We start from the raw sequence: 24,060 nt of genomic DNA, 5'->3' as shown, positions 1-24,060 counted from the left end.
CGTGTACGAATCAAAAACGTCGTAAATCGAGAGTCATCGGCAGTTCGTCGGAGATAGTCAGGTTCGGTACAGGAAGTTTCCCCGGCGTGTGTCCGATGCGGAAGAACCGCGCCATGCGCCGGCTCTCCGCTTCGTTGGCGTTGACCGGCAGCGTCTCGTAATTGCGCCCGCCCGGATGGGCGACGTGGTACTGACAGCCGCCCAGCGAACGCTGCATCCAGGTATCGAGCAAGTCGAACACCAGCGGCGCATGCACCGGGATCGTCGGTTGCAGGCAGTTGGCCGGTTGCCACGCGCGGAAACGTACGCCGGCGACAAACTCGCCAACCCGTCCGGTCGGTTGCAGCGGCACCGGGATGCCATTGCAGGTCAGCAGATAGCGCTGCGGCGGCAGCCCCGTAAGCTTGACCTGCAAACGCTCCAGCGATGAATCGACGTAGCGCACCGTGCCGCCCGCCGCGCCCTCCTCTCCCAGCACGTGCCAGGGTTCGAGAGCCTGGCGCAATTCCAGCTCGATACCGTTGACGGCGTAATCGCCGACCTTGGGGAAACGGAACTCAAGATGCGCCGCAAACCATTCCGCACGCAGGGGGTAACCGGCATTGTTGAGTTCGACGATGACGTCGGCGAAGTCCTGTTCGATGAAGTGCGGCAACATGAAGCGGTCGTGCAGCTCCGTACCCCAGCGCGCCAGTTTCGGCGGCGCATAGGGCTCGCGCCAGAACCGCGCCACCAGCGCTCGCAACAACAGCTGCTGCGCCAGGCTCATGCGCGCATGGGGTGGCATTTCGAAACCACGCAACTCCAGCAAGCCGAGGCGCCCGGTGGCGCCGTCCGGTGAATACAGCTTGTCGATGCAGAACTCGGCGCGGTGGGTGTTGCCGGTGACGTCGATCAGCAAATTGCGCAACAGGCGATCGACCAGCCACGGCGGGCATTCCTCTCCCGGCGCCGGCATTTGTGCGAAAGCGATTTCCAGTTCATACAGCGCGTCGTTGCGCGCTTCGTCGACCCGCGGCGCCTGAGAGGTCGGGCCGATGAACAGACCGGAAAACAGGTACGACAGTGAAGGATGGTTATGCCAGTAACTGATCAGGCTACGCAGCAGGTCCGGACGGCGCAGAAACGGTGAGTCGCCCGGTGTCGCGCCGCCGAGCACGAAATGGTTACCACCGCCGGTGCCGGTGTGCCGCCCGTCGACCATGAATTTCTCGGTGGACAGTCGGGTCTGGCGCGCTTCTTCGTACAGAAACTCGGTGCGTTCGACCAACTCGTCCCACGTCGCGGACGGCTGCACGTTGACCTCGATCACGCCGGGATCCGGGGTGATGCGGAAATTGCTCAGGCGCGGATCGCTCGGCGGCTCGTAGCCTTCCAGCAACACCGGACAATGCAGCTCTTCGGCGGTGGCTTCGATGGCCGCGACCAGTTCCAGATAATCCTCGACCCGCTCCAGCGGCGGCATGAACAGGTACAACCGGCCTTCCCGGGCCTCGGCGCACAAGGCGGTGCGGGTCAGCCAGTCGGCGGACTCATCGATCTTCGGTACACGCTCGTCTGCCGGAGCCGGCTCACGGTGGTCGTTGAGCTGCGCTGTTTCGGGCAGCTCGGGGAAATCCTGGTTCGGGTCGTTCGGATGAATGAACGGATACTCCGCTGCCTTCACCCAGGGCTGCGAGCCCAGCGGCAGGCGATAGCCGAGCGGTGAATCCCCCGGCACCAGCCGGCAATGCTCATCGCGCAGATACCAGCGCCCGCTCTGCCACTGATCGCCCTTGGCGGTGCGCGCCAGCGGCAACACCTGGCCGATGATCTTGTCCAGCCCCTGACTGAACACCTTGCGCAGTCGCGCACGTTCCAGGGGTTCCTCCAGACGCGAGTCTTCGGCGCTGACGTTGCTCGGTAAGGCGCCCTCGCGCCAGAGGTAATAGAAGTTGTCTTCGTAGGCCGGGAACACGAAGCGTGTCGGCACTTTCAGGCGCTCGGCGACACTCGCCAGAAAGCGCCCGGCCAGTGCGCCATCGGCGCCGTAGTCCTGCTGCTCATCGGCGATCAGTGCGTTGTTGTGCCAGATCGGCACACCGTCGCGGCGCCAGTAACAATTCAGTGACCAGCGCGGCAGTTGCTCGCCTGGATACCATTTGCCCTGGCCAAAATGCACCAGCCCCTTGGGCGCGTAATGCTTGCGCATGCGCTGGAACAGTTCGGCGGAGAGCCGGCGCTTGTCCGGACCCAGCGCGGCGGTGTTCCATTCGGCGCCATCGGGGTCGTCGATCGATACGAAGGTGGGTTCGCCGCCCATGGTCAGGCGCACATCGCCTTCCAGCAGATCGGCATCGATTTGCCGGCCCAGCGCCTGGATCGCCAGCCATTGCTCATCGGTGTAGGGCTTGGTGACCCGGGGTGCTTCCCAGATCCGCTCTACGGACATTTCGTGGCTGAACTCGCACTCGCAAGGCTCCACCAGACCACTGATCGGCGCCGCCGAGGACGGATCGGGACTGCAGGCCAACGGGATGTGCCCTTCCCCGGCGAACAGTCCGGAGGTGGCGTCGAGGCCGATCCAGCCGGCGCCGGGGAGATACACCTCGCACCACGCGTGCAGGTCAGTAAAGTCCACTTCGGTGCCGGACGGGCCGTCGAGGCTTTTCACGTCGGCGGTCAATTGAATCAGGTAGCCGGAGACGAAACGCGCCGCCAGCCCGAGGTTGCGCAGCAGTTGCACCAGCAACCACGCCGAATCACGGCAGGAACCGGAGGCATGTTCGAGGGTGTGCTCCGGAGTCTGCACACCCGGTTCCATGCGAATCAGGTAATTGATGTCTTCGCTCAGACGCTGGTTGAGCGCCACCAGGAAATCCACGGCCGGCAACGGCGTGCGGTCGATGGCGTCCAGATAGGCCTTGAATGTCGGCGTCAGCGGCAGGGTTTCGAGGTACGGCGCCAGTTCCTTGCGCTCATCGGCGGCGTAGGCGAAGGGGATTTTCTCGGCGTAGGGCTCGAGGAAAAAGTCGAACGGGTTGAACACCGCCATCTCGGCCAGCAGATCGACCTCGATCCGCAGTTCGGCGGTTTTCTCGGGGAACACCAGCCGGGCGAGGTAGTTGCCCTGAGGGTCCTGCTGCCAGTTGATGAAGTGCTGCTCGGGCGAGACTTTCAGTGAATAGGACAGAATCCGCGTACGGCTGTGGGCAGCCGGGCGCAGACGCACGATCTGCGGGCCGAGTTCGACAGCGCGGTCGTAGCGGTAATGCGTGACGTGATGCAATGCGACATGAATCGACACGGCGTGCCTCCTGCGAGCCCAAGCGTATTCGAAAGCGCGCAAGACTTATGCCATGCAGAGGCTTGGGCGCTTTCCCGGAATGCTTAGGGCAGTACAGCACCAAAATCGGGCGATGCGGTGAAATGGTTTGGCACAGTTGCACGCAAATGTTGCGAGGCACAACGCAAAACGCCAACCCGAAGGTTGGCGTTCTGTTCAGCTCAAGTGCATTTCAGCGCGGTACGACCGGCTTGCGTGCCGGTTTCGGGCCTTTGCCTTTCGCCGCTTCCTTGCGCTCCTTGGCGGCCTGCTGGTTGCGGGCGAATGCCGCGGCCTTGGCCTGTTCACGCTTGTCCCAAGGATTGCCGCCGTCACTGGCGCGCGGAGGCAGACCGGTGTGCTGCGTGAGGATCTTGGTGGTCTTCTCTTTCGCGACCTTGTGGCTGCCGGCCGGCGTCGAGTTCTTGCGACGGGCACTCTGGTAGCTGTCGGTAGCCGGCTGGTGCAGCGGGATCAACTGGTTCTTGCCCGGCCCGATCAGGTCGGCACGGCCCATGCGGGTCAGCGCTTCACGCAGCATCGGCCAGCCTTTCGGGTCGTGATAACGCAGGAACGCCTTGTGCAGACGACGCTGCTCTTCACTCTTGACGATGGTCACGCCGTCGCTCTTGTAGGTGACCTTGCGCAGCGGGTTCTTGCCCGAGTGGTACATCGCGGTGGCGGTAGCCATCGGCGACGGATAGAACGCCTGCACCTGGTCGGCGCGGAAGCCGTTGCCCTTGAGCCACAGGGCCAGGTTCATCATGTCTTCGTCGGTGGTGCCCGGGTGCGCGGCGATGAAGTACGGGATCAGGTACTGCTCTTTCCCCGCCTCCTTGGTGTACTTCTCGAACATGCGCTTGAAGCGATCGTAGGTGCCGATCCCCGGTTTCATCATCTGGTTGAGCGGACCTTCCTCGGTGTGTTCCGGGGCGATCTTCAGGTAACCGCCGACGTGGTGGGTCACCAGCTCCTTGACGTATTCCGGCGACTCGACCGCGAGGTCGTAACGCAGGCCGGAGGCGATCAGGATCTTCTTCACACCCGGTAACGCACGGGCGCTGCGGTACAGCTGAATCAGCGACGAGTGGTCGGTGTTCAGGTTCGGGCAGATGCCCGGGAACACGCAGGACGGCTTGCGGCACGCGGATTCGATTTCCGGGCTCTTGCAGGCGATGCGGTACATGTTCGCGGTCGGGCCGCCGAGGTCGGAGATGACGCCGGTGAAGCCCGGCACCTTGTCGCGGATCTCTTCGATTTCGCGAATGATCGACTCTTCGGAACGGTTCTGGATGATCCGGCCTTCGTGCTCGGTGATCGAGCAGAAGGTGCAGCCACCGAAGCAGCCACGCATGATGTTCACCGAGAAACGGATCATGTCGTAGGCAGGGATTTTTTCCTTGCCGTACGCAGGGTGCGGAACACGTGCGTAAGGCATGCCGAACACGTAGTCCATTTCTTCAGTGGTCATCGGAATCGGCGGCGGGTTGAACCAGACGTCGATCTCGCCATGCTTCTGCACCAGCGCACGGGCGTTGCCCGGGTTGGTTTCCAGGTGCAGCACGCGGTTGGCGTGGGCGTACAGAACCGGGTCGTTACGCACCTTTTCCATCGACGGCAGGCGGATCACGGTCTTGTCGCGGGTCATTTTCGGGCTGGCCAGGATCTGTACGACCTTGGCTTCTTCCGGGTCTTCAACCGGGCCCTTCTCCTGCTCGATCGCGCAAGCCTGAGAGTCCTGGGTGTTGACGTACGGGTTGATGATCTTGTCGATCTTGCCCGGACGGTCGATGCGCGTGGAGTCGACTTCGTACCAGCCCGCGGGTGTGTCGCGACGGATGAACGCGGTGCCGCGCACATCGGTGATGTCTTCGATCTTGTGACCGTAGGACAGACGCTGGGCGACTTCGACAATCGCCCGCTCGGCGTTGCCGTACAGCAGGATGTCGGCGCTGGCGTCGATCAGGATCGAGTTGCGCACGCGATCCTGCCAGTAGTCGTAGTGGGCGATGCGGCGCAGGGAGGCTTCGATACCGCCGAGCACGATCGGCACGTGCTTGTAGGCTTCCTTGCAGCGCTGGCTGTAGACCAGGCTCGCGCGATCGGGACGTTTGCCGGCCATGCCGCCCGGGGTGTAGGCGTCGTCGGAACGGATTTTCTTGTCCGCGGTGTAACGGTTGATCATCGAGTCCATGTTGCCGGCCGCGACGCCGAAGAACAGGTTCGGCTCGCCGAGCTTCATGAAGTCGTCTTTGGACTGCCAGTTGGGCTGCGCGATGATCCCGACGCGGAAGCCTTGGGACTCCAGCAGCCGGCCGATGATCGCCATGCCGAACGACGGGTGATCGACGTAGGCATCTCCCGTAACAATGATGATGTCGCAGGAATCCCAGCCAAGCTGATCCATCTCCTCCCTGCTCATCGGCAGGAACGGCGCGGGCCCGAAACATTCGGCCCAATATTTTGGATAGTCAAATAACGGCTTGGCTGCTTGCATGTCGATAACCGGTGTTGGCTTTCATTGAATTCGCGGGCGCGGAATATAGCACAAATTTTGACCAATTCCGACGACTGTGGTCGGTTTCTCTCAGCCTCGTCCACGGCCAAGCACTTTGTTCAACAAATGGGTTCACGACTTATTCAAGGATGAATACACATGCCTGTAAAACCACCCTCCAGAGGCGTCACCACCGTCGAAGTTCACAATCCACCTTCGACTTCAGCGACCAACCGTTCACCACAGCCCCCCGCTTCGCCTCTAACTCCCCCGGTCGTACGCCGCCCCCCTTCTCAACCTGCACCGGACAGGACTCCGGCATTTGCAGACCCGGACACAATCTCTCCCGCACCAGCCGTGACCTTCGACGAAATCCATTCCTCCCCGAGGGCAACACCGGTACGTCCTTCGTTTGATACCTATCGCATCCGTTTCGGGTCGCAACTGCCAGAGGCCGATGCGCAAGGCTTCAGAAACTTCAAGGGGCGGCTGTTCGTCGATGCGTACGATGGCAGCGTCCTGCAGGTTGGCCTGGACCCTGACAGCCGACTTTACCGGGCAAGGCTGAGCAGTGAATTGAATCCCTCGGGCCCTGTTCTCGTTCAGGATCCCCAAAACAAGCGATGGCATCCGGTGGATGATTTCGAGGCTGAACCCATTGCGTTGACTTCCAGTCGACTGGAAGCGTTCAGGACGCCTCTGAATTTCGTCGGTGTCGCGCCGGACAGTGACGGTCTGCACAGCTTCGAAGGTAAGCGCTACGTGATCATCGACAGCCAGGCCTATCAAGTAATGCAGGATGTCGATGCATCCTCTCCCGCACACAAGGTCTGGCGGGTGGTCAAGCCGAAAGATCCTGTCGCCACTGACAGCGAAAACATCTACCGCGCCAGTCGGGGCGGTGAAACGCTGGCCATTGCCCGCACGTCCGACGGTTTTTGGGGGTTCAGTCTCGACGGACTAAAGGGTGGCATGCGTCGCAACGCGCAAGCTCAGGACAGCAAAGCCTATCTGCTTCAACGGCATGAATTCATCAGGAACGCCTTCGATGCCCTGGCCGCATCCAACAGGCGCTATGGCGAACTCTGGGCCAGCGCCGAACACCTGCCTGAGGGAAGTGACGCCGAGAAAGCCGCGCTGATCGAACTCGAAGTGCATGTGATCAAACACACAAGAATGCAGGCCGATTACGTCAAATCACTGATCGATAACAAGGACTGGTTGCTACTGCTCAAGGCTGGCGGGCTCTACAAAACCGAGCTTCATGCTCAGCAGATCAACAGAATCGACTACCTCAACAAATTGATTGCTGTCATGGATCGCAGGGTTCTGCCAACCCTGGATGTGATTACCGTCGAGTCGCTGAAGCGCAACCTTGTCCATCTCAACAAAAAGCTGAAGATCATGGACGATCGCCAGGCTGTGATGGATCAGATTCTAAAAGCTGATCGTAGCGCCCAAGGGGAGCTGGATGACATGAATCGCGGAATCCCCACTGTTGACCAGATCAACACCAGTAAATACAACATTTTCCTGCGCCTGATTTCCGACGATCCACAAAACCCGTCAAATCATGGCATGCGCACTGCCATGTCGATGCACTTGCTCAAACATGACCTGAACGAAGTTTCCGGATATCCCGAACCTCTCGCGCTGCAACTGGCGATCGAGAGCATCAAAAGCGACAGGGCCGGATTGTTGGCATTGATCACTTCGACACCCCCTACAAGGGCAGAGTACGTCAATCAGGCACTGTCACTGATGGATACCTTCGAATCGAAAATCGAAACCCGGCTGAATGAAATCTATGATCGGGTTGGCAGCAACAACGAACTGCCTGGCGACGATCATGATATCGACTTCGACTTCCTCCCGGCGCAACCTTCAGGAGCCGCCGAAATCGCAGCGCCGCGAAAGTTGTTCCGAACCCGTCAACATGGCACCTACCGGGTACTGGTGGGCGTTCAGGACACCGCTGCGGACGGCAGTGTCACGCTCAATGTTCCCGACATCTTCAAACCGAACGATCCACCTCAACGGTACGAGAAGAGAGAGGGTGAATGGCGGCCAGTGCGCCCCTCCCCGGCACCGGTTCCCAAACCTCAGCTGATGAACGAAGCCACAGCACGCCTTGGCAACGTGGAGGCGCATCTTGCCCAGGCAAGGATGATGGAAAACCGAAGGGACAACCCGACCACCATTGTCGAATACCTGGGGGCCGAGGTGGATCGACTCACAGATCTGGCGAAACGCCTCGAGACCCTCGATCAAATGGCAGTAGACGCTGAAACCACAGGTTTGATCGGGCGTCTGAAAGCTGCCGGCGACTCAATGGACGCCGAAGGCCAGGACATTCTGATACGGATGTATAAAAACAAGGATGTGCTGGACGTCCCGCGCCTGAGCTTCCTGCTCGATCACGCCCAGCTCAAGGTGGTCAAAACGGTGGCGCGCAAGCAACTGGGCAAGGGCAAAGACAGGTCATTTCTCGACGTCTATTCGATCATGGACCGCTCGGACAACACACCATTGTGGGAGGCCCACTTTCATTACGACAGGCAAGACCGCGCTGCGCTGGATTACACCGTCAAGGGTGCACATCTGAAAACGCTGGAGCAGCGCCTGCTCGGCAGCTCGTTTCAACAGCGCGAAGAACAGGCTGGGCGGCCCCACCAACGGATCTGGCGAGAACTCATCAGCCCAAGGGTTGCCCAGAAACTGTTTGAGCATCTGGCGTGATCAATTGCGTTACTCGTCGTCGTCGAAGTTGTAACTGCCCGGCGCGAGGTTTTCGAAGCGGGTGTACTTGCCGATGAAGGCCAGGCGGATGAAGCCGATCGGGCCGTTCCGCTGCTTGCCGATGATGATTTCGGCAATGCCCTTGTGTTCGGTTTCCGGGTGATACACCTCGTCCCGGTACACGAACATGATCACGTCGGCGTCTTGCTCGATCGCTCCGGATTCCCGCAAGTCGGAGTTCACCGGGCGCTTGTTGGGACGTTGTTCCAGGGAGCGGTTGAGCTGCGACAGAGCAACTACCGGGCAGTTGAATTCCTTGGCCAGGGCTTTCAAGGATCGGGAGATCTCGGAAATCTCGTTGGTCCGGTTGTCGCCGCTGGAACCCGGGATCTGCATCAGCTGCAGGTAGTCGATCATGATCAGGCCGATGTCGCCGTGCTCGCGCACCAGACGCCGGGTTCGGGCACGCATCTCCGACGGGCTGATGCCGGCGGTGTCATCGATGAACAGCTTGCGGTCGTTGAGCAGGTTGACCGCCGAGGTCAGGCGCGGCCAGTCGTCGTCTTCCAGCTGGCCGGAACGCACCTTGGTCTGGTCGATACGACCGAGGGACGACAGCATACGCATGATCAGCGATTCGCCTGGCATCTCGAGGGAGTACACCAGCACGACCTTGTCGCTGCGCAACACGGCGTTTTCCACCAGGTTCATCGCGAAAGTCGTCTTACCCATCGAAGGACGGCCGGCGACGATGATCAAGTCGGCCGGTTGCAGTCCGCTGGTTTTCTCGTCGAGGTCGGTGTAGCCGGTGGACAGGCCGGTGATCGAGTCGGCGGTGTTGAACAGGGTATCGATGCGGTCGATGGCCTTGGTCAACAGGTCATTCACCCCCACCGGGCCGCCGGTTTTCGGCCGGGCTTCGGCAATCGCGAAGATCTGCCGCTCGGCTTCGTCGAGGATTTCCTCGGCGGTGCGACCTTCAGGGTTGAAGGCGCTGTCGGCAATTTCCGTGCTGATACCGATCAACTGACGCAACGTCGCACGCTGGCGGACGATCTGCGCATAGGCCTTGATGTTGGCGACGGACGGCGTGTTTTTCGCCAGTTCGCCCAGGTAACCGAGGCCGCCGACTTGCGAGGTCTGTCCTTCCTTGTCCAGTTGCTCGGCAAGGGTCACGACGTCGATCGGCAGGTTCTGATCGGCCAGTTTGGCGATCGCACGGAAAATCAGACGGTGGTCATGCCGGTAGAAATCGCCGTCGGAGACTTGATCGAGCACGCGTTCCCAGGCGTTGTTGTCCAGCATCAGACCACCGAGCACGGCCTGTTCGGCCTCGATGGAATGCGGCGGCACCTTCAGCGCGGCAGTTTGCAGATCGTATTGCTCGGGAGCGGAGATTTCGTTCATGGCCACTTTTTAATCAGGAAAAGCAGGGAGTGCAGAAAGACAAAGGGCACGACCTGTAAACAGGATCGTGCCCGATGTTAACCGTCTGACGGACAGGCCGCCAGTCGATCAGGGTGTTGCTTAAGCTGCTACCACGACAACGCGCACGGTGGCTTCAACTTCGGCGTGCAGGTGCACAGCCACGTCGAATTCACCCACGTTGCGGATGGTGCCGTTCGGCAGACGAACTTCGCTTTTCGCCACTTCAACGCCGGAGGCGGTCAGTGCGTCAGCGATGTCGTGAGTACCGATCGAACCGAACAGCTTGCCTTCGTCGCCAGCGGTGGCAGTGATGGTCACTTCCAGCTCGGCCAGTTGGGCAGCACGGCTTTCAGCCGATGCCTTACGGTCTGCGGCGGCTTTTTCCAGCTCAGCGCGACGCTCTTCGAACGCAGCCAGGTTGGCAGCGGTCGCAGCGGTGGCTTTGCCGAAAGGCAGCAGGTAGTTACGGCCGTAACCGGCCTTAACGTTTACTTTGTCGCCCAGGTTGCCCAGGTTGGCGATTTTTTCCAGAAGGATCAGTTGCATGTGGAAATCCTCTTAACTTTTAACCTTCACCGTTCGCGTTATCGGTGTCTTTCGACACCCGACCGCGAAAATCAATCAGGCTGTCGACAATGGCCAGAACCACGAGCAACGGATAGATCAGCTGCATGAACAGCAACAGCGTCACGTACAACCCCACCAGCCAGAAACCGGCCAGTCGCCTTTGCGCCACCAGCCCGTGAATCAGGGCCAGCCCGGCGAACACCAGCGGCACACTGCACAACGGCGTCAACATGGCCATCTGTGCACCGAGATTCGGGCCCAGAAGCATCAACGCCAGCAGCAACATCGCCGGTCCCAGCGGGATCCGGATGGCGCGAAACTCGCGACCAAAACCACCCGGGTTGTACAACAACGCCTGCCAATAACGCCCGACAATCAGGCTCAGCACGCTGACGATCTGCAACAAGGCCGCAATCAGGCCGGTCAGGACCGGTGCGATCAGCGACGCGAAACGCGCCTGCTCGTCTACCGACAATTGTTGGTAGGCATCACCGAGAAGCGCGGGCATGACCTTTACCAAGGCCTGCGCCAGCATCTCGATCTGGGGCGCGAACGCCGCCCCGAGCACCACTGAAAACACCAGCCCCATGGCTACGCTGACCAGCAGCGTACGGACCCAGGACTCGCTTGCGCGCAACACCAGCGCAAGCCCCGAAGACCCCAGCAGCACCAGAAGTGCCCGTGGGTCATCGGCATACAACCACCAGATCAATGCCGGCAGCAGTCCCAGCGACACGACGCCCAGGGCGTCGGCCAATCCGCGCCGCAGAAGCACCAGGCTCCCGGCGGCAGCACCCAACCAATACAACAACGGCAATGTTGCACACCCGGCCACTACGAGAGTGGCCTGCATACGGCCGCGCATGATGAACTCAGCTAAGGCACGCATGCATTCAATCCTTTGCTACTTGTCGACTGCCCGGTCTCAGCGGCCGTGGCTGTCGGTGTAGGCCAGCAGGGCCAGGAAGCGGGCGCGCTTGATAGCGGTGGCCAGCTGACGCTGATAACGAGCTTTGGTACCGGTGATGCGGCTTGGAACGATTTTGCCGGTCTCGGATACGTAGGCTTTCAGAGTGTTGAGATCTTTGTAGTCGATCTCCTTCACGTCTTCAGCGGTGAAGCGGCAGAATTTACGACGACGGAAGAAACGTGCCATTTGATAGGCTCCTTAAAAGGTCCGTGGATTACTCGTCAGCGTTATCGCTGTTGTCGCTGTCGCTATCGCTGTCATCGCCATCGGCGCTGCCATCGTGCTCAGGACGTTCGCGACGCTCACGGCGCTCACTGCGGTTTTCTTCAGCCTTGAGCATCTCGGACTGGCCGGTAACGGCTTCGTCGCGACGGATGACCAGGTTACGGATCACAGCATCGTTGTAGCGGAAGTTGTCTTCCAGCTCGGCCAGGGCCTTGCCGGTGCACTCAACGTTCAGCATCACGTAGTGAGCCTTGTGAACATTGTTGATTGCGTAGGCCAGTTGACGACGGCCCCAGTCTTCCAGACGGTGGATTTTGCCGCCGTCTTCTTCGATCAGCTTGGTGTAACGCTCAACCATGCCGCCGACTTGCTCGCTCTGGTCAGGGTGGACCAGAAAGATGATTTCGTAATGACGCATGAATGCTCCTTACGGGTTGTAGCCTGCCGCTCAAAAACGGTCAGACAAGGAGTGAATGACACTTATGGACTTGCTGGCGCGGGGCACATGCATGCCTGCCGCCACAGCAAGGGGCGCAATTGTAGAGAAGGGACTGAAGAGGTGCAAGGCAATTGGTGATTATTTGAACAGCCACACTTTCTGCCACACCAGAAAACACTGTGGGAGCGAGCTTGCTCGCGATGGCGGCTTAACATCCAACAATGATGCTGAATGTAACTCCGCTTCGCGAGCAGGCTCGCTCCCACATTTATGACGCCGTGAGGCTTAAGCCTTCTTGGCAGCTGCCTTGGCCTTGGCACCGCGCTGGCGCTGGGCCTCGAACAGGCACACGCCCGTCGCAACCGAGACATTGAGACTGCTGACGCTACCGGCCATCGGCAAGTGCACCAGGTAATCGCAATGCTCGCGGGTCAGGCGGCGCATGCCTTTGCCTTCGGCACCCATGATCAGGATGGTTGGGCCGGTCAGGTCCTGGTCATAGATGCTGACTTCGGCCTCACCCGCCGTACCAACAATCCATAACCCACGCTGCTGGAGTTTTTCCAGGGTGCGCGCAAGGTTGGTGACAGCTACCAGCGGGATCACTTCCGCCGCGCCGCAAGCCACTTTACGTACGACAGGCGTCAGGGTGGCCGACTTGTCTTTCGGCACGATGACCGCCAGCGCACCGGCAGCGTCCGCCGAACGCAGGCAGGCGCCGAGGTTGTGCGGGTCGGTCACGCCGTCGAGCACCAGCAACAGCGGCGCGCCTTCGGTGCGATCGAGCAGCTCGTCGAGCATCGCCTCGCCCCAGACCTGGCTCGGACTGACGTCCGCCACCACGCCCTGGTGCACGCCTTCAACCCAGGCGTCCATTTCGCGGCGCTCGGCCTGACCGATCTGGACCCGGTTTTCGTTGGCCAACTCGATCAGCGTTTGCACGCGCGGATCGTTGCGACTCTCGGCCAGCCAGATCTGCTTGACGCGTTTAGGGTGGTGACGCAGCAACGCTTCTACCGCGTGAACGCCGTAGATTTTTTCCAACTGACTCATGACTTCGCCTTCGGTTTACGCGCCCCGCCACTTTTGGCTGGAGCGGAACCCGCTTTCGGCGGGCCTTTACGGTGTTTGCTCGGTTTGGCTGGCTTGCCGCCGGAAGCCTTGTCAGGCGCCGACCGTCCGGCCTTTCCCCCGGACGCCGCTTTACCACCGTTTTTGGCATCGGCCAGCAAGGCCTTCTTCAATTCACGGCTTTTGCGCAGCTCGGCGTTTTTCGCCACGGCATCGCTCGGACGATAGGCCTCGACAGCCTTCTCCTTGGCCGGACGACGGCTGGCGGTTTTTGCCGGAGCCTTTTCTTCCACAACCTTGGCTGCAGGAGTGGTCGTCTCGGCGCCACGCTTCTTGCGGCCGATCGGCGCGCTGATGGTTTTTTCAGCCATCTCGAAGTCGATCTTGCGCTCGTCGAGATCGACGCGCATGACGCGCACTTCAACGGTATCGCCAAGACGGAAGCTGCGACCGGTGCGCTCACCCGCCAGGCGGTGGTGCACAGGGTCGAAGTGGTAGTAGTCACCCGGCAACGCCGTAACGTGCACCAGACCTTCGACGTAAATATCGGTCAGTTCGACGAACAGCCCGAAACCGGTCACGGCAGTGATCACGCCCGGGAACGATTCGCCCACGCGGTCTTTCATGAACTCGCACTTGAGCCAGTTCACCACGTCGCGGGTCGCTTCGTCGGCACGGCGCTCGCTCATCGAGCACTGCTCGCCGAGTTGCTCCAGCGCTGCTTCGTCGTACGGATAGATGCGCGCCTTCGGAATGGTCATCGCACCGGCACGGCGAACGTGCGGGGTGTCCTGTTTCGAATGGATCACGCTGCGGATCGCCCGATGCGTGAGCAGGTCCGGGTAACGACGGATCGGCGAGGTGAAGTGGGTATAGGCTTCGTAATTCAGGCCGAAGTGGCCTTCGTTCTGGGCGCTGTACACCGCCTGGCTCAGGGAGCGCAGCATCACGGTCTGGATCAGGTGGAAATCCGGACGATCCTTGATGCTGGCCAACAGTGCCTGATAGTCCTTCGGCGACGGGCCATCCTTGCCTTTGTGCAGGGACAGACCGAGTTCACCCAAGAACGCGCGCAGTTTTTCCAGACGCTCCGGTGGCGGGCCGTCGTGGACACGGTACAGCGCAGGGATCTCGTGCTTCTTCAGGAATTCGGCGGTGGCCACGTTGGCCGCCAGCATGCATTCCTCGATCAGCTTGTGCGCGTCGTTACGGGTGGTCGGACGGATTTCGGCAATCTTGCGCTCGGAACCGAAGATGATCCGGGTTTCCTGCGTTTCGAAATCGATCGCGCCACGCACATGACGGGCAGCCAGCAATACCTTGTACAGCGCGTAGAGTTGCTTGAGGTGCGGCAAGACGTCGGTGTATTCACCGCGCAGCTTGCGCCCTTCTGTCGCTTTCGGCGTTTCCAGCATCGCGCTGACCTTGTTATAGGTCAGACGGGCGTGGGAATGGATCACTGCTTCATAGAAGCAGTAGTCGGTCATTTCGCCGGACTTGGAGATGGTCATCTCGCAAACCATGGCCAGACGATCAACGTGCGGGTTCAGCGAACACAGGCCGTTGGAGAGCTGCTCCGGAAGCATCGGCACCACGCGCTCGGGGAAGTACACCGAGTTGCCGCGCACCTGGGCTTCGTTGTCCAGAGCCGAACCGATCTTCACATAGCTGGAAACGTCGGCAATCGCCACGTACAACTTCCAGCCGCCGGAGAACAGCCGCAGTTTGCCTGGCTTGGCTTCGCAGTAGACCGCGTCGTCGAAGTCGCGGGCATCTTCGCCGTCGATGGTGACGAACGGCAGATGGCGCAGGTCGACGCGCTTCTCTTTGTCTTTTTCTTCGACTTCCGGCTTGAGCTTGCCGGCTTCCTTCAGAACGGCTTCAGGCCAGACGTGCGGAATGTCGTAGGTGCGCAGGGCGACATCGATTTCCATGCCCGGCGCCATGTAGTTGCCGACCACTTCGATCACATCACCTTGCGGCTGGAAGCGCGGAGTCGGCCAGTGAGTGATTTTCACCTCGACGAACTGACCGATCTGGGCGTTGGCGTTACGGCCCGGCGTCACCAGCACTTCCTGCTGGATCTTCGGGTTGTCCGCGACGACGAAGCCGATACCGCCTTCTTCGAAGTAGCGGCCGACGATGCTTTCGTGGGCACGGGACACCACTTCGACGATCACGCCTTCGCGACGACCGCGACGGTCCAGGCCGGAGACACGGGCCAGGGCACGGTCGCCGTCGAACACCAGACGCATTTGCGCCGGGCTCATGAACAGGTCGTCGGAGCCATCATCCGGCACCAGGAAGCCGAAGCCGTCGCGGTGACCGCTGATGCGACCGAGGATCAGGTCGAGCTTGTCGACCGGTGCATACGTGCCGCGGCGGGTATAGATCAGTTGAGCATCGCGCTCCATGGCGCGCAGGCGGCGGCGCAGGGCTTCGATCTGGTCTTCTGTGGTCAGACCAAACTCTTCGACCAGTTGCTCGCGGGCAGCAGGCGAACCTCGATCAGCAAGGTGCTGAAGGATCAGTTCGCGGCTGGGAATAGGGTTTTCATATTTTTCCGCTTCACGAGCGGCCTCGGGATCGAGGGACTGCCAATCGGCCATTAGAGAGTTTTCACCTTGTCTATATGCGGGTTAGTTTGGCATAGGCGCCATCAAACGGGAAATTTCAGACTATAAAGGCCTTTCTAAAGCCCTCTATCGACGTTCGAAAGCCGTTTTGAACACCGCTGGTAAAAAAAATCATTTTTTTTGCCGGCAGGGGTTTACAGTTAAAAAGTCGCTCCGTATAGTGCGCGCCATCGACGACGTACACACGTTGACGAGATGCCCAGGTGGTGAAATTGGTAGACACGCCAGCTTCAGGTGCTGGTGACCTTACGGTCGTGGAAGTTCGAGTCTTCTCCTGGGCACCAATTTAGAGTTTGAGACTAGATCAGTTTCAAGACTCACACAAAAACCCGCGAAAGCGGGTTTTTTGCATTCTGCGCCCCGCTTTTTCTGAAATTGATTTATTAAAATCAAATCAGGGGTTTACAGATCAAAAGGCGCTCCGTATAGTGCGCCACATCAACAGCGGCGACGCTGAAGATGAAGCCCAGATGGTGAAATTGGTAGACACGCCAGCTTCAGGTGCTGGTGACCTTACGGTCGTGGAAGTTCGAGTCTTCTTCTGGGCACCAATTCAAATTCAAGGTCACGATCTTGAATCTCACAAAAACCCGCGAAAGCGGGTTTTTGCGTTTCCGGGGTTTGGAAAACCTGAATCCCAACGCCTATCAGACCCACCCCTCCCCTGCAAGGCGCACTTGAGAAACAATATCGTTTATCATTGTTGCAAGTTTTTGCAATGCGACAGTGAGGAACCCTGCGAATGATGTTTCGAAATACCCTGCGCCGCGGCTTGACCTTCACCCTGCTCGGCCTGGCACTCGCCACTCCCCTCGCCCAGGCTGCCGACACGGTTTCCCTGACGCTCTACAACGGTCAACACAAGGAAGTCGGCGACGCGATCGCCAAAGCTTTCGAAGCCAAGACCGGCATTCACGTCAATGTGCGCAAGGGTAGCAGCAACCAGCTCGCCAGCCAGATCATCGAAGAAGGCGACCGCTCACCTGCCGACGTCATCTACACCGAAGAATCCCCGCCGCTGAACAACCTCGGCGAGCAAGGCCTGCTGGCCAAGGCTGACGATGCGACCCTGGCCGTTCTGCCGAAAAAATACGTCGCCGGCAACGGCACCTGGATCGGCGTCACCGCCCGGGTTCGCGTGGTGGCCTTCAACCCGAAACTGATCGACGAAAAAGATCTGCCCAAATCGGTGCTGGATTTCGCCGATCCGCAGTGGCAAGGCAAGGTCGGCTTCGTCCCGACCAGCGGCGCGTTCCAGGAACAGGCCGTGGCCATCATCAAAAAGCACGGTCGCGAAGCCGCCGAAGAATGGCTGACCGGCCTGCGCGCCTTCGGCAAGACCTACAGCAACAACATGGTTGCCCTCAAGGCGGTGGAAAACGGCGAAGTCGCCACCGTACTGGTGAACAACTACTACTGGTTCGCCCTGCAGCGGGAGAAAGGCCAGCTTGATTCCAAACTGCATTACTTCACCGGCGGCGATGTCGGCGGCCTGATCACCGTGTCCAGCGCAGCCGTGCTGAAATCCAGCAAACACCCAAAAGAAGCCCAGCAATTTCTCGCCTACATGGCCAGCGAAGAAGGCCAGCGCGTGATCACCCAGACCACCGCCGAATACCCGCTGCACAAAGGCATGGAATCGGATCGCGGCCTCAAGCCGTTCAGCGAACTGGAAGCGCCGGATGTCACGCCGGCCGATCTGGGTAATGCCGAAGAGGCGCTGGAGCTGGAACGCGAAGTTGGCCTGAACTGATGACCGCATCGTTATCCGCCCCCGCTACACGCGGGGGTTACGTACCACGGCGCAAACGGCCGTCGATCTGGCTGGTGCTGCCGGTTTTGCTGCTGGTGGTCATGAGCCTGTTGCCGCTGGCCTACGTCGGGCTGAAAGCCTGGCAGGCGGGCTGGACCGAAGCGCTGCATTTACTGTGGCGCCCCTATGTGTTCGGCCTGCTGCGCAACACGCTGGCGCTGATGGTTGGCGTGACCGTGACCTGTGGCGTGATCGGCCTGTCGCTGGCGTGGCTGCTGGAGCGCAGCAACTTGCCGGGGCGACGACTGTGGGGCGTGATTCTTTGCCTGCCGTTCGCAGTGCCAGCGTTTGTCAGCAGCTTCACCTGGGTGTCGCTGAGCGCACAGTTTGAAGGCCTTGGTGGAGCGATCCTGGTTATGAGCCTGTCGAAGTACCCGCTGATCTTTCTGCCGGTAGCCGCCACGCTGCGCAATCTTGATCCTTCTCTTGAGGAGTCCGCTCGCACCCTGGGGCAGAATCGCTGGGGCGTGTTTTTCCGCGTCACCCTGCCGCTGCTCTGGCCTTCCTTGCTGGCCGGTTCGCTGCTGATTGCGCTGCACATGCTGGTGGAATTCGGCGCACTGTCGATCATCGGCCTGCAAACTTTCACCACCGCGATCTATCAGCAATTCGAACTGGAATTCAGCAATGCCAACGCGGCGATGCTGTCGGCGGTATTGCTGGCGCTGTGCCTGATGCTGTTGTGGCTGGAGTTGCGGGTGCGCGGCAAGGGACGACATGTACGTACCGGCCAAGGTGCGGCGCGTCGAGCTGAACAAGTGCGACTCGGGCCTTGGGCGATTGCCGGTCAGCTGTATTGCCTGATGCTGGCGATTGTCGGCAGCGGGATTCCGCTCGGCATGCTGGCTTACTGGCTCGCCGTGGGATCGTCAGCGGCATTCCCGGTTGCGGCGATCACTGAAGCCTTGCTGTCTTCATTGGCGCTATCGCTGGGTGGCGCGGGATTGTGTCTGGTGCTGGCAGTGCCGGTCGGATTGCTGGTGGTTCGCTACAAAGGCCAACTGGCGATCTGGGCCGAGCGCCTGCCCTATCTGCTGCACGCCCTGCCGGGATTGGTGATCGCGTTGACGCTGGTGTATTTCGCCCTGCATTACGTGCCGGCGCTGTACCAGACCTCCGCGCTATTGCTGATCGCCTATGCCCTGCTGTTTCTGCCGCTGGCTCAGGCGCCGATCCGCACGGCGTTGAACAAGGCCGCGCCGCAACTCGAAGAAGCCGCCCGCACCCTCGGCGCCTCTTCGTTCACGGCGTTCTGCCGGGTGACTTTACCGATCATCTTCCCGGCACTGGGCGCAGCCTTTGCGCTGGTGTTTCTGGATGCCATGAAAGAACTGACGGCTACATTGCTGCTGAGTCCGACCGGGCTCAACACATTGGCGACTGAAGTCTGGGCGCATACCGCAAATGTCGAGTTCGCAGCCGCAGCGCCTTATGCGGCGTTGTTGATTGTGGTGTCGGGATTGCCCGTCTACCTGCTGACAACCCGGATGTATTTGAGCCGATAAAAAAATCGCAGCCGAAGCTGCGATTTTTTTTGCCCGCACTATCAGGCCCGGAACTGCCCCAGACTGGCCTTGAGCTGCGCCGCCAGACCATCCAGCACCTTGCCGCTGGCCGTGGTCTCGACCACCGCCTGTGCAGCTTTTTCGGCCTGGGCATGAATCGTTTCGACCCGCCCACGCACAGCCTGCGCGCCCTGCGCCTGATGCGCCGCTGCCTGAGTCGCCAGGCCAATCGCCGCATGCACCTGCTCGACCGACGCCTGCACCGACTGCTGCAGTCGCGCGCTGTCACGCAGCACCAGCAAACCTTCGCTCGCTTGACGCCCAGCCTGACCAATCGCCTCCACCGCCTCACGGGCGCCCTGCTGCAGGGCCACGATGTGCGCCTGAATATCGCCGGTGGAGCTTTGGGTCTTGCTCGCCAACGCCCGGACTTCATCCGCCACCACTGCAAACCCGCGACCGGTCTCGCCGGCCCGGGCCGCTTCGATGGCCGCGTTGAGCGCCAGCAGGTTGGTCTGCTCGGCGATGCCGTGAATCACGGTCAGCACCACTTCAATCTGCTCGCTCTGCTGTGCCAGCCGCTCAATGACTTTCGCCCCGGTATCGACCTGCCCCGCCAGCGCCTCGATCAGGCTGCCGACCTTGGCCGAGGTGCGAGTGTTCTCGTCGGTAGCCTGACGAATATCCACCACCTGCTTCAACGCCGCCTGCATCGCATGGCTTTCCGACTGAGCCTCATCGGCCATTTGCGACAGCGCTCGCAGGCTTTCGGCCACTTCATCACGCTGCATCCCGGCCGCTGCGTCGGCCCCGGCGTTGCGCAGGGTCATGGCGCCGATTTCCACACCGGTGCGCTGAGCCACATCCCCGGCCTCGCGCACGATCGGCTGCAACTTGTCCACAAAGCGGTTGACCGCCGAGGCCATGTCGCCGATTTCGTCCTTGCTGTTGATCTGCACGCGTTTGGTCAGATCGCCCTCGCCTGCTGCCAGATCATCCATGGCGGCGTTGAGCATTTTCAGGCGATTGACCACTCGATGACCGAGCACCACCGCCAGCAGCAACAGCACCCCGGCCCCCACCAGCGCCAGGCCCATGCCGATACGCCAGCGCAGCGTTGCAGCAGCATCCTGCACGGTACTGGTGGTGTTGGCTTTCATCTCGGCAGCTGTGGACTGTGCCGATTGCAGGCGAGCCTGCATGGCGGTGGCGCTGTCGGCAGCGGCGCCCTTGAGGCTGTCACCGACCAGTTGATCGCTGCTGGCAATCAACGCCGTGAAGCGCTGATCGAGCGCCGCCAGATCGGTTTCAACCGAGGCGGTCGAGACACCCATCAGCACCTTGCCGATTTCCACGCCATTGGGGTTGATCGAGGCTTCAAGGTAGTAGACCGACGGATCGTTCTTCGCCGCATCCAACACCTTGTCCAGCGCCCGCTCGCCCTGGCCTTTTTCCAAAAGGGCCTTGTTGATCGGGTTTTCGCGGTTGAGGTAGCGGGTCAGATGCTGGCCGGTGGCGTCGTCATACACCACGAACAGCACGTTGGGATTGCGCTGTGCCCGGCGGGCGAACTCGGAGAGGGTCGGCACGTCGCTGTCCCACATGGCACGGGGCGCCACGGAGGCCAGCAGTTGGGCCATGTCATTGGCCGAATCCTTCAGGTCTTTTTCCAACGTCGCACGCAGCTGTGCCTGCTCTTCCTTCAGACGCGAGGAAAGACCGGCGGTGAGACGCTGACGGGTACTTGAGGAGAGGTTGTCGAGACTCGACGTGACTTCGCGCCCGGCCTGCTCCAGCTCACCGGACAACTTCTGGCTGTCGGCGCCCAGGCGAGTGCCGAGATCGGCTTCCAGCGCGGTGACGGTGCTCCGCGTCAGGGCGACGGCCACCAGCACTTGCACCAAAAGAGCGATACCAAGGGTAACGAACACGGGCCGCAACAGACGGCTTTGTAACAGTGAGAGAACGGCTGACACTTTGAATCCCTCTACGTCTGACGCCATTAATTTGATGGCACTCTTGTAGACAGAATCACAGCAAAGGTCATGCCGTCCAACAGGCATAAACGACAAAGGCCCCGATGAAGGGGCCTTTGTGTTTTTACATCAACGACTTATCAAGCGAACGGATGACGCAGAACGATGGTTTCGTTGCGGTCCGGACCCGTCGAAATAATGTCGATCGGCGCGCCGATCAATTCTTCAACGCGTTTGATGTAGGCACGAGCGTTAGCCGGCAGCTCTTCCAGGGTCTTGGCGCCCACGGTCGATTCGGTCCAGCCTGGCACTTCTTCGTACACAGGCTGCAGACCCACGTAGCTGTCAGCGTCAGTCGGAGCAACGGCATTGCCCTGCGCGTCTTTGTAGCCGGTGCAGATGTTGATGGTTTCCAGGCCGTCGAGTACGTCCAGCTTGGTCAGGCAGATGCCCGAGATGCTGTTCACATCAATAGCACGACGCAGGATAACGGCGTCGAACCAGCCGCAACGACGGGCACGGCCGGTGGTAGCGCCGAACTCGTGACCTTGCTTGGCCAGGTGCGCACCGACTTCGTCGAACAGCTCAGTCGGGAATGGGCCCGAACCTACGCGAGTGGTGTAAGCCTTGGTGATGCCCAGGATGTAGTCCAGGAACATCGGACCAACGCCCGAACCGGTCGCCACGCCACCCGCGGTGGTGTTGGAGCTGGTCACGTACGGGTAGGTACCGTGGTCGATGTCGAGCAACGAACCCTGGGCGCCTTCGAACATGATGTCTTTGCCGGCGCGACGCAGGTCGTGCAGCTCGGCAGTCACGTCCAGCATCAGCGGCTTGAGCAGCTCGGCGTATTCCTTGCACTCGGCCAGAGTCTTTTCGTACTCGATGGCAGGCTCTTTGTAGTAACCGACCAGCATGAAGTTGTGGTAGTCCACCAGTTCACGCAGCTTGTCTTCAAAGCGCGGCATGTTGAGCAGATCGCCAACACGCAGACCGCGACGAGCAACCTTGTCTTCGTAAGCCGGGCCGATGCCGCGACCGGTCGTACCGATCTTCAGCTCGCCGCGGGCCTTTTCACGGGCCTGGTCCAGCGCCACGTGGAAGGACAGGATCAGCGGGCAGGAAGGGCTGATGCGCAGACGCTCGCGCACCGGTACGCCCTTCTCTTCCAGCTTGGTGATCTCGCGCAGCAGGGCGTCAGGTGCAACCACCACGCCGTTGCCGATCAGGCACTGCACGCCTTCGCGCAGCACGCCCGAAGGGATCAGGTGCAAGACGGTTTTTTCACCGTCGATCACCAGAGTGTGACCGGCGTTGTGGCCACCCTGGTAGCGCACTACGGCGGCAGCATGTTCGGTCAGCAGATCAACGATCTTGCCTTTGCCCTCATCACCCCATTGGGTGCCCAGGACTACGACATTCTTACCCATAACACTTGTCCTCATTCGCGCAAACTTGGTGCCGGCGTCAGCCGGCAGGAAAACTCAAGAAGCCAGTGGCGATACTTGCCAAAGCCCGTTCTGCTGGATCAATTGCCGGTCGCAGTCCGCATCACGGGCGGCGGCCAAAGGCTGTCCAGGCAACGCCTGAACGACACGCTGACCCTCACTGCGCAACTGGCAAACCTGCTGCCAGAGTGCCGCATCCGTACTGTCAGGCATCCAGATACCGCCAGACGGTAGCTCGATCTCAGCACGCCCCAGGGTCACCAGGGTTTTCAAATCGGTGGAGAAGCCCGTCGCCGGACGGGCGCGACCGAAGTCGGCGCCGATGTCGTCGTAGCGACCGCCCTGGGCGATGGACTGGCCAACACCCGGCACGAATACCGCAAACACCACACCGGTGTGGTAGTGATAACCGCGCAGTTCGCCCAGATCGAAGTACAGCGGCAGCTCCGGGAAGCGCACCGACAGACGCTCGGCGATCGCCAGCAAATCTTCCAGCGCCGCCAGTACCGGCGCTGGCGCATTGGCCAGACGCTCGCGGGCAGCGCTCAGCACTTCACGGCCGCCGCACAGGTCGACCAGCGCGCGCAACATGCCGGACAGATCGGCCGGCAGGCCTTCGGTCAAGGTAATGACCTCGTCGATGGCCTTGCGTTGCAATGCATCGAACAACTGCTGCTCGACTTCACCCGACAGACCGGCCGCCTGGGCAAGACCGCGGTAGATGCCGACATGCCCGAGGTCCATGTGCACGTCCGGCACGTCGGCCAGTTGCAGCATGGCCAGCATCAGGCTGATGACTTCAACGTCGCTGCTCGGGCTGGCATCGCCGTACAACTCGGCGCCCAGTTGGATCGGGCTGCGCGAGGACGACAAGGCACGCGGCTGGGCATGCAGCACGCTGCCGGCGTAGCACAGGCGGCTCGGGCCTTCGCGACGCAGGGTGTGCGCATCGATGCGCGCCACTTGCGGCGTGATGTCGGCACGGAAACCCATCTGCCGGCCCGATTGCGGGTCGATGACCTTGAAGGTACGCAGATCCAGGTCCTGGCCCGCGCCGGTCAGCAGGGATTCCAGGTACTCGATATGGGGAGTCACGACAAACTCGTAACCCCAGCTCTGGAACAGATCCAACACCTGACGACGCGCGACTTCAATGCGCGCCGCTTCCGGTGGCAGTACTTCTTCGATGCCATCTGGCAGCAGCCAGCGGTCTACCGTTGCCATTACGCCATTCCCCTTAGATCCGGGCGGCCAGCCCGAGGGCGAGCCTTGAGTGAAGCAGAAAATGACCGGCCCGTTCAAAACGCACGCGCATGAACGACGCGGCGAAAGGCCTGTTACCGGCTTCGCCCATCACTTTCCTCGAAAAACTGTCGGGCCATTCAACCCGATCTTCTGCAACAAAAACAGCAATCAAACGTGCAGACGCAAAAAAGCCGGGA

Annotated in this window: 15 protein-coding genes and 2 tRNA genes; 5 read left to right on the top strand and 12 right to left on the bottom strand. The window is 60.7% G+C overall.

Going from position 1 to position 24,060, the window contains the following annotated elements:
* Positions 1-10: 10 nt before the first annotated feature.
* Both ACKUG4_RS05620 and ACKUG4_RS05615 read right to left on the bottom strand, forming a co-directional pair.
* The gene (locus tag ACKUG4_RS05620) at positions 11-3,286 is read right to left on the bottom strand and encodes a transglutaminase family protein (RefSeq protein ID WP_445433607.1); all 3,276 of its coding nucleotides are present in this window, start codon (positions 3,284-3,286) and stop codon (positions 11-13) included.
* 211 nt (positions 3,287-3,497) lie between these two features.
* Complete coding sequence (locus ACKUG4_RS05615; RefSeq protein WP_445433606.1) at positions 3,498-5,801, bottom strand: YgiQ family radical SAM protein; 2,304 nt, start codon at positions 5,799-5,801, stop codon at positions 3,498-3,500.
* Positions 5,802-6,158: 357 nt separating this feature from the next.
* Here ACKUG4_RS05615 and ACKUG4_RS05610 point away from each other — a divergent pair, with 357 nt between their 5' ends.
* Positions 6,159-8,540, top strand: a complete 2,382-nt coding sequence (locus tag ACKUG4_RS05610; RefSeq protein WP_445433605.1) for a hypothetical protein — start codon at positions 6,159-6,161, stop codon at positions 8,538-8,540.
* A gap of 9 nt (positions 8,541-8,549) precedes the next feature.
* On the opposite strand, the gene dnaB is transcribed toward ACKUG4_RS05610, so the two are convergent.
* The 7 genes from dnaB to rnr form a co-directional block, all read right to left on the bottom strand.
* The gene (gene dnaB, locus ACKUG4_RS05605) at positions 8,550-9,947 is read right to left on the bottom strand and encodes a replicative DNA helicase (protein WP_011332193.1); all 1,398 of its coding nucleotides are present in this window, start codon (positions 9,945-9,947) and stop codon (positions 8,550-8,552) included.
* A 120-nt stretch (positions 9,948-10,067) separates the two neighbouring features.
* Positions 10,068-10,514 carry a 50S ribosomal protein L9 gene (rplI, locus tag ACKUG4_RS05600; protein WP_003186385.1) on the bottom strand — a complete coding sequence of 149 codons (447 nt, stop codon included), beginning with the start codon at positions 10,512-10,514 and terminating at the stop codon, positions 10,068-10,070.
* A gap of 19 nt (positions 10,515-10,533) precedes the next feature.
* Entirely contained in the window at positions 10,534-11,424 is an 891-nt protein-coding gene (locus ACKUG4_RS05595; protein WP_085611056.1) for a YybS family protein, read from the bottom strand.
* 36 nt (positions 11,425-11,460) lie between these two features.
* Positions 11,461-11,691 (bottom strand): 30S ribosomal protein S18, encoded by a 231-nt coding sequence (gene rpsR / locus ACKUG4_RS05590; protein WP_002551829.1) that lies wholly within the window; start codon positions 11,689-11,691, stop codon positions 11,461-11,463.
* 28 nt (positions 11,692-11,719) lie between these two features.
* Complete coding sequence (rpsF, locus tag ACKUG4_RS05585; RefSeq protein WP_007950702.1) at positions 11,720-12,148, bottom strand: 30S ribosomal protein S6; 429 nt, start codon at positions 12,146-12,148, stop codon at positions 11,720-11,722.
* 306 nt (positions 12,149-12,454) lie between these two features.
* Positions 12,455-13,222, bottom strand: coding sequence for a 23S rRNA (guanosine(2251)-2'-O)-methyltransferase RlmB (rlmB, locus tag ACKUG4_RS05580; protein ID WP_007950704.1), 768 nt, complete (start codon positions 13,220-13,222; stop codon positions 12,455-12,457).
* Positions 13,219-15,849: a ribonuclease R gene (gene rnr / locus ACKUG4_RS05575; protein ID WP_064593109.1), complete on the bottom strand. Its 2,631-nt coding sequence runs from the start codon at positions 15,847-15,849 to the stop codon at positions 13,219-13,221. Before rnr ends, rlmB begins: the two co-directional genes overlap by 4 nt.
* A gap of 224 nt (positions 15,850-16,073) precedes the next feature.
* Here rnr and ACKUG4_RS05570 point away from each other — a divergent pair.
* The 4 genes from ACKUG4_RS05570 (at position 16,074) to ACKUG4_RS05555 (ending at position 19,194) form a co-directional block, all read left to right on the top strand.
* Positions 16,074-16,160 (top strand) — tRNA-Leu (locus ACKUG4_RS05570).
* A gap of 180 nt (positions 16,161-16,340) precedes the next feature.
* A tRNA-Leu gene (locus tag ACKUG4_RS05565) sits at positions 16,341-16,427 on the top strand.
* 191 nt (positions 16,428-16,618) lie between these two features.
* Positions 16,619-17,629 carry an extracellular solute-binding protein gene (locus ACKUG4_RS05560; protein WP_064593107.1) on the top strand — a complete coding sequence of 337 codons (1,011 nt, stop codon included), beginning with the start codon at positions 16,619-16,621 and terminating at the stop codon, positions 17,627-17,629.
* On the top strand, positions 17,629-19,194 hold the full coding sequence (locus ACKUG4_RS05555) for an ABC transporter permease (protein ID WP_064593105.1): 1,566 nt from the start codon (positions 17,629-17,631) through the stop codon (positions 19,192-19,194). Before ACKUG4_RS05560 ends, ACKUG4_RS05555 begins: the two co-directional genes overlap by 1 nt.
* A gap of 41 nt (positions 19,195-19,235) precedes the next feature.
* On the opposite strand, the gene ACKUG4_RS05550 is transcribed toward ACKUG4_RS05555, so the two are convergent.
* The 3 genes from ACKUG4_RS05550 to ACKUG4_RS05540 form a co-directional block, all read right to left on the bottom strand.
* Positions 19,236-21,170, bottom strand: a complete 1,935-nt coding sequence (locus tag ACKUG4_RS05550) for a methyl-accepting chemotaxis protein (RefSeq protein ID WP_039766777.1) — start codon at positions 21,168-21,170, stop codon at positions 19,236-19,238.
* A 140-nt stretch (positions 21,171-21,310) separates the two neighbouring features.
* Positions 21,311-22,600, bottom strand: coding sequence for an adenylosuccinate synthase (locus tag ACKUG4_RS05545; RefSeq protein ID WP_007950715.1), 1,290 nt, complete (start codon positions 22,598-22,600; stop codon positions 21,311-21,313).
* Between the two features lie 54 nt (positions 22,601-22,654).
* Positions 22,655-23,842 (bottom strand): ATP phosphoribosyltransferase regulatory subunit, encoded by a 1,188-nt coding sequence (locus ACKUG4_RS05540; RefSeq protein WP_011332186.1) that lies wholly within the window; start codon positions 23,840-23,842, stop codon positions 22,655-22,657.
* Positions 23,843-24,060: the final 218 nt, after the last annotated feature.

The sequence above is a fragment of the Candidatus Pseudomonas auctus genome (assembly GCF_048654275.1).
Lineage (GTDB): Bacteria > Pseudomonadota > Gammaproteobacteria > Pseudomonadales > Pseudomonadaceae > Aquipseudomonas > Aquipseudomonas pharyngis.
This window is presented reverse-complemented; position numbering and strand designations above follow the sequence as displayed.